The 18,410-nt window shown below is 58.1% G+C and carries 16 protein-coding genes; 9 read left to right on the top strand and 7 right to left on the bottom strand.

Annotated elements, in window-relative coordinates:
- Positions 1-12: 12 nt before the first annotated feature.
- Positions 13-435, bottom strand: coding sequence for an NUDIX domain-containing protein (locus D781_RS14320; protein WP_015673055.1), 423 nt, complete (start codon positions 433-435; stop codon positions 13-15).
- Between the two features lie 83 nt (positions 436-518).
- Positions 519-698, bottom strand: coding sequence for a hypothetical protein (locus tag D781_RS23710; RefSeq protein WP_124014453.1), 180 nt, complete (start codon positions 696-698; stop codon positions 519-521).
- Between D781_RS23710 and fruB the strand changes: the two genes are divergently transcribed.
- Genes fruB through fruA form a run of 3 tightly spaced genes read left to right on the top strand, consistent with a single transcriptional unit; the run spans position 683 to position 4,466 of the window.
- A complete protein-coding gene (fruB, locus tag D781_RS14315; RefSeq protein WP_015673054.1) occupies positions 683-1,816 on the top strand; it encodes a fused PTS fructose transporter subunit IIA/HPr protein in 1,134 nt (377 codons plus the stop codon). The two genes, D781_RS23710 and fruB, sit on opposite strands and share 16 nt — an antisense overlap.
- Entirely contained in the window at positions 1,813-2,754 is a 942-nt protein-coding gene (fruK, locus tag D781_RS14310) for a 1-phosphofructokinase (protein WP_015673053.1), read from the top strand. The genes fruB and fruK overlap by 4 nt, the downstream gene beginning before the upstream one ends.
- An 11-nt stretch (positions 2,755-2,765) precedes the next feature.
- Positions 2,766-4,466, top strand: coding sequence for a PTS fructose transporter subunit IIBC (gene fruA, locus D781_RS14305; protein ID WP_015673052.1), 1,701 nt, complete (start codon positions 2,766-2,768; stop codon positions 4,464-4,466).
- A gap of 65 nt (positions 4,467-4,531) precedes the next feature.
- Here fruA and nfo read toward each other — a convergent pair whose 3' ends face one another.
- From nfo to D781_RS14290, 3 genes are all read right to left on the bottom strand, one after another.
- Complete coding sequence (gene nfo / locus D781_RS14300) at positions 4,532-5,371, bottom strand: deoxyribonuclease IV (RefSeq protein WP_015673051.1); 840 nt, start codon at positions 5,369-5,371, stop codon at positions 4,532-4,534.
- Between the two features lie 158 nt (positions 5,372-5,529).
- Entirely contained in the window at positions 5,530-6,609 is a 1,080-nt protein-coding gene (locus D781_RS14295) for a YeiH family protein (RefSeq protein ID WP_015673050.1), read from the bottom strand.
- 145 nt (positions 6,610-6,754) lie between these two features.
- The gene (locus D781_RS14290) at positions 6,755-8,647 is read right to left on the bottom strand and encodes an acyltransferase family protein (RefSeq protein ID WP_015673049.1); all 1,893 of its coding nucleotides are present in this window, start codon (positions 8,645-8,647) and stop codon (positions 6,755-6,757) included.
- A gap of 224 nt (positions 8,648-8,871) precedes the next feature.
- On the opposite strand from D781_RS14290, the gene yieE reads away from it, so the two are divergent.
- The 6 genes from yieE (at position 8,872) to D781_RS14260 (ending at position 15,085) form a co-directional block, all read left to right on the top strand.
- Positions 8,872-9,750, top strand: coding sequence for a DNA-binding transcriptional regulator YeiE (gene yieE, locus D781_RS14285; RefSeq protein WP_015673048.1), 879 nt, complete (start codon positions 8,872-8,874; stop codon positions 9,748-9,750).
- 170 nt (positions 9,751-9,920) lie between these two features.
- Positions 9,921-11,393, top strand: a complete 1,473-nt coding sequence (locus D781_RS14280) for an amino acid permease (RefSeq protein WP_015673047.1) — start codon at positions 9,921-9,923, stop codon at positions 11,391-11,393.
- Positions 11,394-11,637: 244 nt separating this feature from the next.
- Entirely contained in the window at positions 11,638-12,720 is a 1,083-nt protein-coding gene (locus D781_RS14275; protein WP_015673046.1) for an iron ABC transporter permease, read from the top strand.
- Positions 12,720-13,508, top strand: coding sequence for an ABC transporter ATP-binding protein (locus D781_RS14270; protein ID WP_015673045.1), 789 nt, complete (start codon positions 12,720-12,722; stop codon positions 13,506-13,508). The genes D781_RS14275 and D781_RS14270 overlap by 1 nt, the downstream gene beginning before the upstream one ends.
- Positions 13,509-13,850: 342 nt before the next feature.
- Positions 13,851-14,696: a DUF3289 family protein gene (locus D781_RS14265; RefSeq protein ID WP_015673044.1), complete on the top strand. Its 846-nt coding sequence runs from the start codon at positions 13,851-13,853 to the stop codon at positions 14,694-14,696.
- Complete coding sequence (locus D781_RS14260; protein WP_015673043.1) at positions 14,696-15,085, top strand: DUF943 family protein; 390 nt, start codon at positions 14,696-14,698, stop codon at positions 15,083-15,085. The genes D781_RS14265 and D781_RS14260 overlap by 1 nt, the downstream gene beginning before the upstream one ends.
- Before the next feature lie 205 nt (positions 15,086-15,290).
- Here D781_RS14260 and D781_RS14255 read toward each other — a convergent pair whose 3' ends face one another.
- Positions 15,291-17,270, bottom strand: a complete 1,980-nt coding sequence (locus D781_RS14255) for a ligand-gated channel protein (protein ID WP_015673042.1) — start codon at positions 17,268-17,270, stop codon at positions 15,291-15,293.
- A 270-nt stretch (positions 17,271-17,540) separates the two neighbouring features.
- Entirely contained in the window at positions 17,541-18,098 is a 558-nt protein-coding gene (gene puuR, locus D781_RS14250) for an HTH-type transcriptional regulator PuuR (RefSeq protein ID WP_015673041.1), read from the bottom strand.
- Positions 18,099-18,410 lie beyond the last annotated feature (312 nt).

Below are 18,410 nucleotides of genomic sequence, written 5' to 3'. Positions count from 1 at the left end.
TGATGCCGGCGGTCAGTGCGCGGTGTGGTAGGGCAGCCGGTGCTGCCAGAGGTAGATCGCCATGCGGCTGGCTTCAAAGTGGGGTTCAGGCAGCGCCTCCGGCCGGCACCAGCGCCATTCGGCGCACTTTTCCGGCTCTTTCAGTACGGCTTCGCCGCCGGGATGCGTTGCGATCAGGCAGACGGACACGGTGTGTTTGCCTTCTTCCTGCCAGGTCTGCAGGTTGTTGCACACGCCGACGAACTGCGGCGGGGCGATCAGCAGCCCGGTCTCTTCCGCCACTTCGCGCTGGGCGCAGCGTTCGAAGCTTTCGCCGGCTTCCAGATGGCCGCCGGGAATTGACCAGTAAGGGGCATGTTTACCGCAGCGTTTGCCCACCAATATTTCTCCCTGCGGGTTGACGATAATCACCCCGACGCCGGTTAACACCGCCATGCTTTTCTCCTTCAGCTAAACTTCAGCAATCGGTCCTTTCCGCCCGTTCACGCGCGCGGAGCGAGGGGAAAATGTGCGTAACCTCAAAAATCTATCATATCAAAAGCGGCAAAGCTTGCTTTCAGCAATTGCGCCTCACATAGTGATTGAAACGTTTCAGCGTTATCAGGCCGATTGCTTCGCGACAGATAGCGCTCCTTTTTCTCAATGAAGCTGAAACGATTCAATTCAGCAGGAGAGGAGAACCATGTTCCAGTTGTCACAGCAAGACATCCATCTGGGCGCTGCCGCCGGCGACAAACAGGATGCCATCCGGCAGGTGGCGGCCGCACTGACCGAGGCCGGCTGCGTCAGCGCCGCCTACGTTGACGGCATGCTGCAGCGTGAGCTGCAGACGTCCACCTACCTGGGCAACGGTATTGCCATTCCGCACGGCACCACCGACACGCGCGATCTGGTGCTGAACACCGGCGTCCAGGTCTTTCAGTACCCGCAGGGCATCGAATGGGGCGAGGGTCAGATCGCCTATGTGGTGATCGGCATAGCCGCGCGTTCCGATGAGCACCTGGCGCTGCTGCGTCAGCTGACCCATGTGCTGAGCGACGACAGCGTGGCGCAGCAGCTGGCGCAGACCACCAGCGCGGAAGAGCTGCGCAGCCTGCTGATGGGTGAGAAACAGGCGGCGGAATTTCAGTTCGACGCCTCGCTGATTGCGCTGGACGTCAACGCCGACAGCCTGATGACGCTGCAGGCGCTGAACGCCGGTCGTCTGCAACAGATTGGTGCGGTGGATGCGCGCTTCGTCAGCGATGTGATTACCCGCAGGCCGCTGAACCTGGGGCAGGGCATCTGGCTGAGCGACAGTAACGACGGCAACCTGGGCAGCGCGGCGACGGTCAGTCGCCCGGCGCAGGCGTTTAGCGAAGACGGCGAGCCGGTGGCGCTGCTGCTGACCGTGGCGGTCGCCGACGCGCAGCCGCTGACGGTGCTGAACTACCTCAGCGATCTGCTGCTGGCGCAAAAAGCTGAACGTTTGCTGAAGGCGGATGCCGCCGGGGTGCTGGCGCTGCTGACCAGCGAGGTGGCGGAAGAGAGCGAAGTGCTGACCGCGGAATATGTGATTCGTAACGAACATGGCCTGCATGCCCGCCCGGGCACCGCGCTGGTGAATGTGATTAAACAGTTTAACAGCGATATTACCGTCACCAATCTGGACGGCAGCGGCAAACCGGCCAACGGCCGCAGCCTGATGAAAGTGGTGGCGCTGGGGGTGAAGAAAGGCCATCACCTGCGCTTTAGCGCCAGCGGAGAAGATGCTGAAGCGGCGCTGACGGCAATTGGTGAAGCCATCAGCAGCGGACTGGGCGAGGGCGTGGCATGAGCAGAAGAGTAGCAACCATTACGTTAAACCCGGCTTACGATCTGGTGGGCTTTTGCCCCGAGATTGAGCGCGGCGAAGTCAACCGGGTGAAAACCGCCGGCCTGCACGCCGCCGGCAAAGGCATTAACGTGGCCAAGGTGCTGAAGGATCTGGGCATCGACGTCACCGTCGGCGGGTTCCTTGGCAAAGATAATCAGGACGGTTTCCAGCTGCTGTTCAGCGATCTGGGCATCGCCAACCGTTTTCAGGTGGTGCCGGGGCGCACCCGCATCAACGTCAAGCTGACGGAAAAAGACGGTGAAGTGACCGATTTTAACTTTTCCGGATTTGAGGTATCGCCGCAGGACTGGGAGCGTTTTGTCTCGGACTCCCTGAGCTGGCTCGGCCAGTTCGATATGGTAGCGGTCAGCGGCAGCCTGCCGGCCGGCGTGGCGCCGGAAGCCTTTACCGACTGGATGACCCGCCTGCGCGCCCAGTGCCCGTGCATCATTTTCGACAGCAGCCGTGAAGCGCTGGTTGCCGGGCTGAAAGCCGCGCCGTGGTTGGTGAAGCCTAACCGCCGCGAGCTGGAGATTTGGGCCGGCCGTCCGCTGCCGACGCTGAAGGATGTGGTGGAGGCGGCGCATGCGCTGCGCGATCAGGGCATCGCCCACGTGGTGATTTCCCTCGGCGCCGAAGGGGCGCTGTGGGTGAACGCCTCCGGCGAATGGATCGCCAAGCCGCCGTCCTGCGAAGTGGTCAGTACCGTTGGTGCCGGCGACTCGATGGTCGGCGGGCTGATCTACGGCCTGCTGATGCGTGAATCCAGCGAGCATACCCTGCGCCTGGCGACCGCGGTCGCCGCCCTGGCCGTCAGCCAGAGCAATGTAGGCATCACCGATCGTCCGCAGTTGGCCGCGATGATGGCGCGCGTCGACCTGAAACCTTTTAATCAATAGCAGGAGGCAGAATGAAAACGCTGCTGATCATTGACAGTTCCCAAGGGCAGGCGCGCGGACATCTGGCGCAGCGCATGCTCAGCGCTGCAGCGGCCAAGGCCGGCCTGCAGTTGGTTGACGCACCGGCGGAGGCCGAGCTGGTGGTGGTCGCCGGCGCGGCCGTGCCGGCGGACGAAGCGCTGAGCGGCAAGGCCGTGTATCTGGGCGACGTTGAGCACGCGGTGCGCGATGCCGACGCCTTCCTGGCGCAGGCCAAACGTGACGCGGCGCCGTATCAGGCGCCGGCCGTAGCGCCGGCAGCGGCAACGGCTGCGACGCCGGCCGCCGGGCCGAAACGCATTGTGGCGGTGACCGCCTGCCCGACCGGCGTGGCGCACACCTTTATGGCCGCCGAGGCGATTGAAAGCGAAGCGAAAAAGCGCGGCTGGTGGGTGAAGGTGGAAACCCGCGGTTCCGTCGGCGCCGGCAACGCCATTACGCCGGAAGAGGTGGCCGAGGCGGATCTGGTGCTGGTGGCCGCCGATATCGAAGTGGATTTGGACAAGTTCGCCGGCAAGCCGATGTACCGCACCACCACCGGGCTGGCGCTGAAAAAGACCGCGCAGGAGCTGGACAAGGCGCTGGCGGAGGCGGAGGTGTTCCAACCGTCGAAAGACGGCGCTGCGCCGGCCGCCGCAAAGAAAAAAGAGAGCAACGGACCGTACCGTCACCTGCTGACCGGGGTCTCCTATATGTTGCCGATGGTGGTGGCGGGCGGTCTGTGTATCGCGCTGTCCTTTATGTTCGGCATCAAGGCCTTTGAAGAGAAGGGCACTCTGGCGGCGGCGCTGATGCAGATCGGTGGCGGTTCAGCCCTGGCGCTGATGGTGCCGGTGCTGGCCGGCTATATCGCCTTCTCCATTGCCGACCGTCCGGGCCTGACGCCGGGCCTGATCGGCGGCATGCTGGCGGTCAGCACCAACGCCGGCTTCCTCGGCGGGATCATCGCCGGTTTCCTGGCGGGCTATGTCGCCAAGATCATCAGCGGCAAGCTGCGTCTGCCGTCGAGTATGGAAGCGCTGAAACCGATCCTGATCATTCCGCTGTTTGCCAGCCTGATCACCGGCCTGGTGATGATCTATGTGGTCGGTACGCCGGTCGCCAGAATCATGGAAGGCCTGACCCACTGGCTGCAGTCGCTGGGCACGGCGAACGCGGTACTGCTGGGGGCGATCCTGGGCGCGATGATGTGCACCGATATGGGCGGCCCGGTCAATAAGGCGGCTTACGCCTTTGGCGTGGCGCTGCTGAGCTCCTCCGTCTATGCGCCGATGGCGGCGATTATGGCGGCGGGCATGGTGCCACCACTGGCGATGGGGCTGGCGACCCTGCTGGCGCGGCGTAAATTTGACAAGTCGCAGCAGGAAGGCGGCAAGGCGGCGCTGGTGCTGGGGCTGTGCTTTATCAGCGAAGGGGCGATTCCGTTTGCGGCGCGCGACCCGATGCGCGTCCTGCCGTGCTGCATCGCCGGCGGTGCGCTGACCGGCGCGCTGTCGATGATGTTCGGCGCCAAGCTGATGGCGCCGCACGGCGGCCTGTTTGTGCTGTTGATCCCGGGGGCGATTTCACCGGTGCTGATGTACCTGCTGGCGATTGTTGCCGGTACGCTGCTGGCGGGCGTGGGCTACGCGCTGGTTAAGCGCGCCGACGCGCCGACGCCGGCGGAAGCCTGAGCCACACATCAGCAGCAATAAAAGACCGGAGCCAAAGGCTCCGGTTTTTTTATCCCCGCGCCCGGCTACTGCTGGGCCTTCAGCCAGGCGATCTCTTCCGCCCAGATATCCGGATTGACGGTTTCGAGGATCAGCGGAATATTATCGAAGCGCGCATCGCGCATGATATAGCTGAACACCGTTTTGCCGATATTGCCTTCACCCAGGCTGTGGTGGCGGTCGACGCGGCTGTTGAATTCGCTTTTGGCATCGTTCAGGTGCATGCCGCGCAGGTAGTTGAAGCCGACGACCTCGCCCAGTTGCTTAAAGGTGTGTTCGCACGCCTCTTCACTGCGCAGGTCATAGCCGGCGGCGAAGGCGTGGCAGGTATCAATACAGACGCCCACGCGGCTTTTGTCTTCCACGCCGTCGATAATCGCCGCCAGATGCTCGAACTTAAAGCCCAGGTTGCTGCCCTGGCCGGCGGTGTTCTCAATCACCGCGGTTACGCCTTCGGTCTGATCCAGCACGATATTGATGGATTCGGCAATGCGCGCCAGACACTTGTCTTCATCGATCTGCATCAGGTGGCTGCCGGGGTGGAAGTTCAGCAGCGTCAGCCCCAGCTGTTCGCAGCGCTGCATTTCGTCGAGAAAGGCCGTGCGGGACTTCTCCAGCGCTTCCGCCAGCGGGTGCCCCAGGTTAATCAGATAGCTGTCGTGCGGCAGGATCTGCCCCGGGCCGTAGCCATAGCGCGCGCAGGCGCTCTTAAACTTATCAATAACCTCGGCAGACAATGGCGCAGCTTTCCATTGACGCTGATTTTTGGTGAACAGGGCGAACGCGGTCGCCTCCAGTTCGTGTGCGCGGATAACCGCCTGATCCACGCCGCCTGACGCGCTGACATGTGCACCGACAAACTTCATTTGCAATCTCCTGTGTTAACCCCGCGCCGGCTGCTGCCGTCTCCTGAACGAAGCGGTCGAACCCGCGAGGGTATCGCCTGGTTATTATGGCATTGATGGGCGGCGGTTTGAATGGCGGGAAGCGAGCAGGCCCGAATGGCGGGCCTGCTGGGGGGAGATTAGAACAGATGTTGCACGGCCTGGTTAATCACGCCGCCGCCGACAATCAGCCAGATAAACAGCAGGGTCGCCAGCAGAATCGGTTTGACCCCCGCCTGACGCACGGCGCTGATATGGGTGGTCAGGCCCAGCGCCGCCATTGCCATCGCCAACATCCAGGTGTCGGCGGTAATCAGCTGCTGCACCAGTGCGGCCGGCAGCAGGTTAAAGGAGTTGAACCCGGCGACGGCGATAAACAGCACGGCGAACCACGGGATGGTGATGGCGGACTTTTCCGCTTTGCCGGCACCGCTGCCGCGGCTGATATAGCCTGACAGCAGCAGCAGGAACGGGGCCAGCATCATCACGCGAATCATTTTGGCGATCACCGCGGCGTTTTCGGCGTCCGGGCCGATGGCATGGCCGGCGGCCACCACCTGCGCCACCTCATGAATGGTCGAGCCGGTATAGATGCCGAAGGTTTCCTGATCGAACGGCAGCCACTGGTACTGCAGGTTTAAATGATACAGCCACGGGTAGGCGAAGATCGCCAGCGTGCCGAACACCACGACGGTAGAGACCGCCACCGCCACCTTGCTGGACTCGGCTTTCAGCACCGGCTCGGTGGCCATCACCGCCGCCGCGCCGCAGATGCTGCTGCCGGCGCCGATCAGCATGGCGGTCTGGCTGTCGATGCCGAACACTTTTTTACCCAGCCAGCAGGCCAGCAGAAAAGTACTGCTCAGCGTCAACGCATCGATCACAATGCCGGTGGCGCCGACGTCGGCGATTTGCTGAAAGGTCAAACGAAAGCCGTACAGGATAATACCCAGCCGCAACAGGCGCTGTTTCGCCAGCTGTACGCCGGCGTGGCAGTTTGGCTGCAGCCAGGGGTACAGCGTATTGCCCACCAGGATGCCGAACAGAATCGCCAGCGTCAGCGCGCCGAGGCCCAGCCCGGCAATCCAGGGCACTTCGCCCGCCCAGATGGCGAGCGCGGTCAACGCGGCGGTCAGCGCCAGTCCGGGCACCAGACGCGGCAGCCCGAATAACGGAAAGCGCCGTTCGGGATAGGTTGTTGTGGTTGTTTCAGTCGCCATTGCTCAAATCCTTTCTCTCATTTGCTGCGGACAAGAGTAGGGCGTGGCGCTATAAAAGAGAAATTGATTATATGGTTATAATCAATCTGAATAAGTGGTAAATAAAAAGGGCCGCACGATGTGCGGCCCCGGTTGCTGCCCCGGACTACGGGGAAAAGAAGTGATGCGTATTGAGCTGTTCGACAATCCCCTTCGCGACGTAGTTTGCTCCGCTCAGGGTGAAATGGCCGTAATCGAAGGCGGCAGGCTGGCCGCTGGTGGTCATTTCCAGGCAGCGATCCCCCGGACAGACTAAATCGTAAACCGAGATATAGTTGGTTTTCATCGAGCTAGACAGGGCTTTGAGTTCACTGTCCATCAGTTTACGGCTTTTTACGACGGAGCGGCTGGCCAGCGCCGGATCGCCATTTTCCTGATAGGCCAGCAACTCCGGCAGCGGCCCTTTATACTCGACGGTCGGCCCCAGGATGTAGAAGTTTTTGGTGTGCTGCTTCAGGTAGTTGATAGTCTTGATCAGCGCCGGTTTGTCGTATTCATTCCAGCGTGCGGAGACGATAACGCCGTCGATCTTATGCTTGATAATCAAATCTTTGTAGACATAGTCCATAATGGCGGTGCAGCGGTTGCTGAACTTTTGTTCGGTAACCGGTTTACAGCCGGAAGCGGTGGCCTGCATCAGGTTGACGTTTTCGCCCGCCGCCAGGCTGATGGCGCGCCACAGGTGGGCGCCATGGCTGTCGCCAATCAACACGAAATTCTTCTTCGTGTCGGACAGTTTCAGGCAGTGCTCTTTGCTGTAAGTGCCCGATGCGCCCACTTCGCCATTAATAAAGCATTCGCCAAAGCGGTACTGGTAATTGTACTCATCGGTGGTGCGGTAATTAATGTAATCGGCAATTTTTAATGAGTTTTCGGAGAAATTGCCGTTGTCATATTGCCAGTAGCCGATGACGGACGTCAGCGAGGCGGCAATCACCACGCTGGCGGCCGAGGCGGTAACAATACGTTTTGACGGCACGTTTTTCAGCTTGTAGCGGAACGGAATTTCGATCAGATAGCGGGAGGCGATTGCCAGAATAAAGGTGCTGGAAAGCACCAGCAGGCTTTTCTGCCACAGTGCGCCGTCAAACAGGATATTGGTATAGACGATAATCGGCCAGTGCCAGAGATACAGGCAGTAGGAAATCATGCCAATATAGACAATCGGCTTGATTGCCAGGATCTTGTTGATAATGGCATCACGGCCGGACAGAATAATAAGAAATGCGCCCACGCAGGGGTAAAGGGCATTATACGACGGGAATTTTTTGGTGGTGTCCAGCCACAGGAAACCAAATACGATCAGCGCCAACCCCAGCAGGCTCAAGGCGTGGCGGGTTGCGGATTTTTTCAGAAATGCAGCCTGCTCCAGTCCACCCACCGCCAACAGGGCGCCGAGCGCCAATTCCCAGGCGCGGGTAGGCAGCATATAAAATGTCATGCTTGGCTGGAACTTCAATCCCAGCAGGCTGAGCATAAATGAGCCGATGATAATCAGCACAATCATCAGCGTGGTGCGGTTGCGGAAGAATTTTAATGCGGTAAACAGAATAATCGGGAACAGGATATAAAACTGCTCTTCAACCGCCAGAGACCAGGTATGCAGCAGCGGTTTTAATTCTGCAGGCCCGTCGAAGTAACCGGTTTGGCTAAAGAAGAAAAAATTTGAGGAAAATAGCGTGGTGGCCAGTGCGCTTTTTCCCAGTTCGGCGACCTGTACGGGAAGCAGTATATGATAACCGATAACCAGCGTGACAAGTAAAACGACGAATAATGGTGGGAGAATCCTTAAGCTGCGGCGTTTATAAAAGTCTACGTAGGAAAAGTCACCCTTAATATATTCCTGAAAGATAATGCCGGAAATTAAATAGCCGGATATTACAAAAAATATATCAACACCGGTAAATCCGCCGGGAATGCCGGGAAATCCCATATGGTATGCGATGACCGGCAGAACGGCGAGCGCCCGTAACCCGTCGATATCTGCTCTATATTTCACAATCCCACCTAAAGTAAGCAAAATGATGCGAAAGTATAAGCAAATCGTTAACATTATTTGAAGGGCGCTACAGTCGATTGAGCATGATAATGCATAAAATAGGATTATGCTCAGTCCGCCCGGCGCCGATGCGGCAAGATCGGGTTTGCGAATCCGCTAGGCTGCGGTAAGGTTATGCGTCTGTTTTAGCCGTTTGCTCCCTCCTTAATTGTACTGAGACCGTTATGCATATCACGTTACGTCAGTTGGCCGTCTTCACCGAAGTGCTGAAAAGCGGTTCCACGACGCAGGCATCGCAGGTGTTGGCGCTGTCCCAGTCGGCGGTGAGCGCCGCGCTGGCCGATCTGGAAGGGCAACTTGGCGTGCAGCTGTTCGATCGGGTAGGCAAGCGGCTGGTGCTGAACGAACATGGCCGCCTGCTGTACCCCAAGGCGCTGGCGCTGCTGGAGCAGGCGGGAGAGATTGAGCAGCTGTTTCGTCACGACGGTGGGGCGTTGCGCATTGCCGCCAGCAGCACCATCGGCAACTATATGCTGCCGGCGATGATGGCGCGCTACCGGCAGGATTTTCCAGCTACGCCGCTGGAGCTGAACGTCGGCAACAGTCAGGACGTGATTAGCGCGGTGGCGGATTTCCGCGTCGATCTGGGGCTGATCGAGGGGCCGTGCCACATGCCGGAACTGGTGACGCAGCCCTGGCTGGAGGATGAGCTGGTGGTGTTTGCCGCCCCTGACAATCCGCTTACCCGCCAGCGGCTCACCCTGGCGACGCTGGCCGAGGCGCCGTGGATCCTGCGCGAGCGCGGTTCGGGCACGCGAGAAGTGCTGGATCATCTGCTGCTGGCGCACCTGCCGCATTTCCAACTGGTGATGGAGCTGGGCAACTCGGAGGCGATTAAACATGCGGTGCGCCACGGTATCGGCATCAGCTGTCTGTCGCGCCGAGTGATTGCCGAACAGCTGGACAGCGGTGCGCTGGTGGCGCTGCCGGTGCCGCTGCCGCCGATGATCCGCACTCTGTATCTGATCCATCACCGCCAGAAACATATCTCCAACGCGCTGCAGCGTTTTCTCAGCTACTGTTTGCCCCCTGCCGAAGCATAAAAATCTGTGTTGTGTCACATAACTGACAGGAACTCAGGGGATTAGGGGTATTGCTAATAATTGCCTCTGAATTATGAAGCTATCTTATATCACTGGAATGTTACTAGTGCGTCGGCGGGTATTTGTTACAATCCGCCCTCAATTTTTTTGGACGAGCAGATAGGGTAAGAATGGCTCAGCAGGATATAAAAACATCGGGACAGCAACAGCCCGGACTCCGCCGCGAGTTAAAAGCGCGGCACTTAACCATGATTGCCATTGGCGGCTCTATCGGTACCGGTCTGTTTGTCGCCTCCGGTGCCACCGTGTCACAGGCCGGTCCCGGCGGGGCACTGCTTTCCTATGCATTGATCGGCCTGATGGTCTACTTCCTGATGACCAGCCTGGGCGAACTGGCGGCGTTTATGCCGGTGGCCGGTTCGTTTTCCACCTATGGCGCCAAGTATGTGGAAGAGGGTTTCGGCTTCGCGCTGGGTTGGAACTACTGGTACAACTGGGCAGTGACCATTGCGGTCGACCTGGTGGCCGCACAGCTGGTGATGAGCTACTGGTTCCCCGATACGCCGGGCTGGATCTGGAGCGCGCTGTTCCTCGGCGTGATGTTCCTGCTGAACTACATCTCCGTGAAAGGGTTCGGCGAAGCGGAATACTGGTTCTCGCTGATTAAGGTCACCACCGTCATTATCTTTATCATCGTCGGCATCCTGATGATTGTCGGCATTCTGAAGGGCGGCGAACATGCCGGCTGGCAGAACTGGAGCGTCGGTGACGCGCCGTTCGCCGGTGGTTTCTCGGCGATGATCGGCGTGGCGATGATCGTCGGCTTCTCGTTCCAGGGCACCGAGCTTATCGGCATCGCCGCCGGCGAATCGGAAAACCCGGGGAAAAACATTCCGCGCGCGGTGCGTCAGGTGTTCTGGCGTATTCTGCTGTTCTATATCTTTGCGATCCTGATCATCAGCCTGATTATTCCGTACACCGATCCGAGCCTGCTGCGCAACGATGTCAAAGACATCAGCGTCAGTCCGTTCACGCTGGTGTTCCAGCATGCCGGTCTGCTGTCGGCGGCGGCGGTGATGAATGCGGTTATTCTGACGGCGGTGCTGTCGGCGGGTAACTCCGGCATGTACGCGTCGACGCGTATGCTGTTTACCCTGGCGCGCGAGGGCAAGGCGCCGCGCATCTTCGGCAAACTGTCGAAGGGCGGCGTGCCGCGCAACGCGCTGTATGCCACCACGGTTGTGGCCGCGCTGTGCTTCCTGAGCTCCATGTTCGGCAACCAGTCGGTATACCTGTGGCTGCTCAATACTTCCGGCATGACCGGCTTTATCGCCTGGCTGGGGATCGCCATCAGCCACTACCGCTTCCGCCGCGGTTATATGCTGCAGGGGCATGATTTAAACGCGTTGCCGTACCGCTCCGGCTTCTTCCCGCTGGGCCCGGTCTTCGCCTTTATCCTGTGCCTGATCATCACGCTGGGGCAGAACTATCAGGCCTTCCTGGAAGACAAGATTGACTGGTACGGCGTGACCGCCACCTATATCGGCATTCCGCTGTTCCTGATCATCTGGTTCGGCTATAAGCTGGCGCGCGGCAGCCGTTTCGTTAAGTACCGCGATATGGAATTCCCGACGATTAAGTAGTACGGTTCAACCAACGCGGCGTGATGCGCCGCGTTGGTTTACTCACTATCCTGCCTGCGTTTTTTCCTTTTCTGATGCATACCTCGTTACAAATTCTTCTTCAGACGTCATGGTCATCGGCGTGATTGATAAGTATTATCGTTTGCTCTATTGTTGACGTCCGCTGCATCTCCGCAATGATGCTTTCCAGAATCTATGATCGCCGCCGTGGGCGGTGATGTCGTCGTAACAGGTACCCGAAATCATGAGCGTAACCACCGATCCTTTACCAGACGCGAGCGGCAAGTCCGGCGTCCAGGTTATGGGGCGTTATCAGCATATTCTCCGCCACCGTTTATTGATAATGGGCGCGCTGGGGATCGCGATAGTGGCTTCGCTGGTGCTGGATTTCACCATGGGGCCGTCCGGCCTGTCCTTATCCAGCCTGTGGCAGACGCTGATTAACCCGGCCGGCGCCGATGCCGGCACGCGGGTGATCGTCTGGGATATCCGCATGCCGTATGCGCTGATGGCGGTGGTGGTCGGTCTGGCGCTGGGGCTGGCGGGCGCGGAAATGCAGACCATCCTGAACAACCCGCTGGCAAGTCCCTTTACCCTTGGCGTCTCGTCGGCGGCGGCCTTCGGCGCGGCGCTGGCGATTGTGCTCGGCATTGGCGTGCCGGGGATCCCGGACCAGTGGTTTATTTCGGCCAACGCATTTATCTTCGCGCTGCTGGCGGCGCTGATGCTGGACGGCATCACCCGCTGGACGCGGGTGGCGACCTCCGGCGTGGTGCTGTTCGGCATCGCGCTGGTGTTCACCTTTAACGCGCTGGTGTCGATGATGCAGTTTATCGCCAGCGAAGATACGCTGCAGGGGCTGGTGTTCTGGACCATGGGCAGCCTGGCGCGCGCCTCATGGGAAAAACTGGGTATTCTGCTGTCGGTGTTCGCCGTGCTGCTGCCGCTGTCGATGATGAGCTCCTGGAAGCTGACCGCGCTGCGCCTGGGCGAAGACCGCGCCGTCAGCTTCGGTATTGACGTACGCCGCCTGCGGCTGACGACGCTGCTGCGTATCAGCATTCTCTCCGCGCTGGCGGTGGCGTTTGTCGGGCCGATCGGCTTTATCGGCCTGGTGGCGCCGCATATCGCGCGTTTGATCTTCGGTGAAGATCACCGCTTCTACCTGCCTGCCAGCGCGTTGATCGGCGCACTGGTGCTGTCGATGGCCTCGGTGGCGTCGAAAAACCTGGTGCCGGGCATCATTATTCCGGTCGGCATCGTGACCTCGCTGGTGGGGGTACCGTTCTTCCTCAGCATTATTCTGCGTCACCGGGGGAACGTCTGATGAACCAGGGACTGCGTATTGAACATTTTTCCGCCGGCTATCCCAAACGCCCGGTGATTAACGACCTGTCGGTAGCGCGTCTGGCGCGCGGCGATATTACCGTGCTGCTGGGGCCGAACGGCAGCGGCAAATCAACCCTGTTGCGTTCGCTGGCCGGTCTGAACCCGGCGCAGGGCAAGCTGTGGCTGGACGATAACGATCTGATGGCGATGCCATTCGCCCGCCGCGCCGAGCAGGTGGTGTATCTGCCGCAGTCGCTGCCGGCCGGGGTGCACCTGCACGTGCTGGAGTCGATCATCGTTGCCCAACGCGCCTCCGGCGGCCGCAGCAACACCGGCAGCGAAGCCGAAGTGATGGCGCTGCTGGAACAGCTGGGGATCGCCCATCTGGCCCTGAGCTATCTCGATCAGCTCTCCGGCGGACAGAAACAGCTGGTGGGGCTGGCGCAGTCGCTGATCCGCCAGCCTTCGCTGCTGCTGCTGGATGAGCCGCTGAGCGCGCTCGATCTTAACTACCAGTTCCACGTGATGGATCTGGTGCGGCGCGAAACCCGCAAGCGTAATATCGTCACGGTGGTGGTGGTGCACGATATCAATATCGCGCTGCGTCACGGCGACCACGCGCTGATGCTGAAGGACGGTGATCTGATTGCCGATGGCGCGCCGGAGGCGGTAATCACCCCGCACAGTCTGGCGCAGGTGTACGGCGTGCGCGGGCGTATCGAACGCTGCTCGCAGGGCACGCCGCAGGTATTGATTGATGGCTTGGTGAATGCGCCGGTGGTGTGAGATGGTTAACTGCCAACGTTAACCCAATCCGGCGAACCGTATAGGAAAAAGTAATCAGCCAGCCTCAGGAAGAGAGGCACAAAATACAGGGGATCGTTGAGTGGCTGGGGCAATCTTTTGCTGACCTTATTCCAATCGTTGCGATTGTTACTGACGGCGTGTTCTTGTCTCTTTTTTTCGACTTATGGATTCTATCTGTTCATTGGCTGGGCAACGATCGTTTGTGTCCTCTATGTGAAGTATTCCAAATGGCTGTGATGGTTAACTTGTCGTGCTTGTGGTAGATATATTTTTAGCAGGACAACGGATGGCATCAACCATGGAAAGTAACGGAGTACACATATGACTAATGCTATTTTTCCACAGACAATATTTACGACCAATCGCCTCTTCAATGACTATGGTGCAAGTGATATGCGGTACGGTGACCTATCAGGAGACAGGTTGCAGAGAGAGTTTAGACTGAAGAATATATCGAATATAGTAGATCCGTATACGCTAACTAGACTAACGGCATTTGATAATCCACAGTCTAGGTTTGCGGGGGTCTACGGTGGCATTCGACGTGGCGGAAAGCTTAGCGTTCAGGAGTGCGCCAACCTGCTATTTAAAGAGATGCTGACGACCTCTCTGCCGTATGCTTTTGTTGGACCCTACCGGTATTTGATTAACCAGATGTTGACGCATTTCCAGCGTTCTACGGGGATGCCTTTTCATGATGACAAGCTGAATGCTGCATACCGTCAAAAGCTTCTTTCCGATTACACAAAGAAAAATACAAAATACATTATGCAGGAAGCCATAGGGCTGTTTATCGACTATAAAAACAAAGGGTTGCCGCAAAAAAGGTTAAGGGATGTCAAATCTGCCATTGGTGGCTCGATCCTTCCAAAATTTGACTCCCCTATCCTTGATAAAATAAACGGGATGGGGATCACTGTCCACGACGTTCATGCTACGAAGATAGACATACTCAGCCTTGATGTAGGTGAACGAAGCTGGAAGGCTAGGGTAAAGTTCACAGGACAGGATCACTTCGGTTTGGACACTGATGATATCCGCAAAAAGAAATTTAACCAGTTCCACTTTTTTAGAATATGGTTTGTCCTGCAGCGTTTTAATCGATTTGGTTTCCGTCCATTCCTAACTAATATGGAAGCAGTTGTTGATATAGCTGGAGGGAATTGATGCGCATATTCGCAATCGCAATTTTGGCCGCATTGCTGGGGGGGTTTTACTACATTTTTCTTGCAGAGAGCGATGTAGCCGTTATTGATGCGCATTATGACGGAAGTACTGCGGCGGTCATTGTTGATAGGCTACCTTCTGCCGAGGCGGAAAAGATCGCCTGGTGGAAAAGCAATCAGCAAAAGATTAGAGAAAAATACCGCATTCCTTCCGGTGGTACAGGGCCATTCCTGATAATGGTGTATGCATTTGGTGATGGGTACAAAGAAGAGGGGAAGGAGGATCGGGTGTGTTTTAGTGATATGAAACCACCTCGGAATTGCATCGATAAAAACATACTCATGATGGTTTGGCGTACTCGAGAAGGCGGCGTTAAGTATGAGTTTTAAGCTTTACTCTAGGCTCTTTAAGGCTGATAGCCGTGCAGTGATGGTTGAGTAGCCTGAAACAGGCATTAGTAGTGGGTATCCTGCAATATCTCCCGTTAATTATCAGCCTGACCAAACAGGATAACCATCACCCCAACACCATACGGAAGTAGGTGTTGGGGTGATGAACGATACCCTCAGCCCGTTGCCGGGCCTGCTATGAGCGTCAGAAGTTATAGCTCATCCCTACCGTGTAGCGACGGCCGTCCAGCGTGGTGTTGTAGTGCTCGTAATCCACGGTTTTATCGAGAATGTTATACACCCCACCGGTCAGCTGCAGGTTTTTTGCCGCCTGATAGCTGACGCCGACGTCGACGAAGGTATAGGACGGCGTGCTCTTGGCCATCGAGGTGCGGCTCAGGTATTCCGAGGTTTTACTGCGGAAGTTGACGCGGGTCCACAGATCGACGTCGTGCTTCGCCTGCCAGTCCAGCACGGTGTTGAACATATGCTTCGGCATCTGGTTCAGCGGTTTACCCTGGAACTGGCCGCTTTTCTGCTCCGACTCGGTGTAGGTATAGTTAGCGGTCAGCTGCCAGTCTTTAGCGAACTTCCAGCCGGCGGTGGCTTCGACGCCGCGCATATTGGCCTTATCGACGTTGACGCGGTCGCTGATAAAGTCGTAATCGATGCCGCCCAGAGAGCAGCCCGGCTCGTCCTCGCAGCGCCTGACTTCGGTGATCTTGTCTTTGAAGTCGGTATTGAACAGGGTGATCCCGGCGTTCAGATTTTGCTGGTTATCCCACAGCAGGGCGATCTCTTCGCTCAGGCTCTTTTCCGGCTTCAGGTCCGGGTTGCCGACGATCATGCCTTTGCTTGAACCGCCGCCGGTGGCCTGGCCCCAACTGGCTGACGACTGACGCAGGTCCGGCGAGCGGTAGCCGGCGGAGACGCCGCCCTTCAGCGTCCACTGTTCGGCCAGATGCCAGACGCCGTACAGGCGCGGCGTCCAGTGGCTGCCGTAGTTTTGGTCGCGATCCATGCGGATGCCGCTGGTCAGGCTGAAATCATTGGTCATTGCCCACTCGTCTTCGGCAAACAGCGCCCAGCTCCAGCGGGTCAGCTGGTTGACGTCCCGCGCTGATTCCAGCTGGTTGCCGCCGTCGCTCAGTTTTTCGTAGCGATACTGGCCACCGATATTCAGCATATGGTCGCCCAGCGCAAACTGGTTCTGGGTATTGAAGATGGTGTTATACATCTTCATGTTGCGGCCCGGGTTATTGGTCTCTTCGCGCTGGATATAGCTGCTGGTATTGCCGAAATCGTAATAGCCGTTGTGCGTCAGCGAGTAGTTGGTGCGGGTATACAGACTGTCGCTTGGCTGGTTGGGTTTGCAGCTGCCTTTGCGGCAGCTCTCCGTCGCGGTGGATTTGCCTGGCGTACTGTTGCGGTCCTGCAGCGAACGGCCAAGCTCAAATTCAAACTCGTTCTGCTCATCCGGCGTCAGGCTGAACACCGCGGTGCCGCTGCGCATGCGCTGTTCATTATAGCCGTTGACGATTTTGTCCTCCGCGCGGTGGGACAGCAGGCCGTTGACGCGCAGGCCGAGCAGGCCTTCAATCAGCGGGCCGGAGGCGTAGGCGTTGGTCTGGTACAGATCGCCGGAGTCGCGATTTTCCTGGAAGGTGGCGTCGGCGTGCACCGAGCCGCGCCAGCCCTGCGTGGTGGAGGTTTTACGGGTGATGATGTTAATCACGCCGCCCATCGCGTCGGAGCCGTACAGCGAGGACATCGGCCCGCGCACCACTTCGATGCGTTCAATGGCTTCCAGCGGCGGCAGCCAGCCCTGCTCGATCCCGGCGTTGTCGCTGTTGGGGCGGGTGCCGCGGGTATCCACGCGTTTGCCGTCGATCAGAATCAGGGTGTATTTGGATGACATGCCGCGGATGCTGATATCGCTGCTGCTGCCGCCGCCGGTGACCACCACGCCCGGCACGTCTTTCAGCGCGTCGGTGACGTCGCGGTAGGCTTTATTTTCGATCTGCTGACGCGGGATCACCGAGATAGAGGCGGCGGAATCCTGGATCTTCTGTTGGAAACCTGACGCGGTGACCACCATGGTGTCCTGTTCGGCGGCCAGAGCGGCCTGGCTGGCGAGTGCGGCGATAATGAATGCGGTGAGTTTGTTATAGCTTGGCTTTTCCATGGGATAACAATTCCTGGCCCAGAGCGGCAGAACAAGGTTGTCTGCCAAAAGAGTAAGTACAAATGAAAACCCATTAAATTCCGGAGAATTCAATGGACCGCGTGAAAACGTGAGGCTATTGTAAGGAAATAATAGAGAATGTAAATGCAAATGATAATTCATATCATTTGTATATTTGATCAGGGTTTTTAATACGAAACAATGCAGAGGTTGGGAAAGGGCGGCAATACGGCCGGCCCCCTTCGGCAGAAGAGGGCGAAGGACGAAGAATCAGAAGGTGGTGGGGGTGTGGGCGCTGATGATGCGGCACTCGCGGGCCGAGGTATTGCTGAAGCTGTGGGCAATGCCGGTGTTGATGGCGTAGCTCTGGCCGGCGCTGAGCGGGTAGCTCTGGCCGTTGATGGTCAGCACGATTTCACCTTCCAGCACGGTGCCGATCTCCTCGCCCTGATGCTTGATTTTTTCCCCGGTGGTGGAGCCGGGTTGGTAGGTTTCCAGCATCATCGCCAGATTACGCGTCGGGCTGCCGTTATGCACCAGCTTCATCGAAACGCCCTGGCTGCCGATTTCGATCAGATCTTCCGCCTCGATCACTACTTTAGGCTCATCCGTACGCTCCGGCTCGGCAAAAAACTCGGACAGTGACAGCCCGTAGACCTTCAGGAGCTTCTGCAGCGTACTGATCGCCGGGCTGACCTTATCCTGTTCAATGGTGCTGATGGCGCTGTGGGTCAGCCCGGACAGTTCAGCGACCCGTCGCTGTGACAGGCCCAACTGCTGACGGATTTGCGACAGGCGCTTTCCTGGCGCCAGGGGGATTTCGCTCATAGCGGTACTTCCTTCTGGTGGCTGCGACAGGCAGAGGTAAAACCGTGATACGGCGAAAGGGCGCCGCACGATCGTGGTAGCCGAATATCTGGCGTATCCATCATACGGAGGAAAGGATGGAAAATATATTGCCCATGCCTGTCTCCGCTAAAACGGAAAGAATATCGATGAAAACGACGCTAACGGGTTTTTAGCCGAATGAAACGCACGTCGTTTCCGCAACTGATGAATAATCACGCCGCATTGTAACATTCGCCGGGCGTTAATGTTAATAGCATGTTTCCCTCCGTGGCCGTTATTTTGAGCGGGGAG

This window comes from Serratia sp. FGI94, assembly GCF_000330865.1.
Taxonomy (GTDB): Bacteria; Pseudomonadota; Gammaproteobacteria; order Enterobacterales; family Enterobacteriaceae; genus Serratia_B; species Serratia_B rubidaea.
The sequence above is the reverse complement of the archived record's forward strand: the minus strand, read 5'-3'. Positions and strand labels throughout refer to the sequence as shown.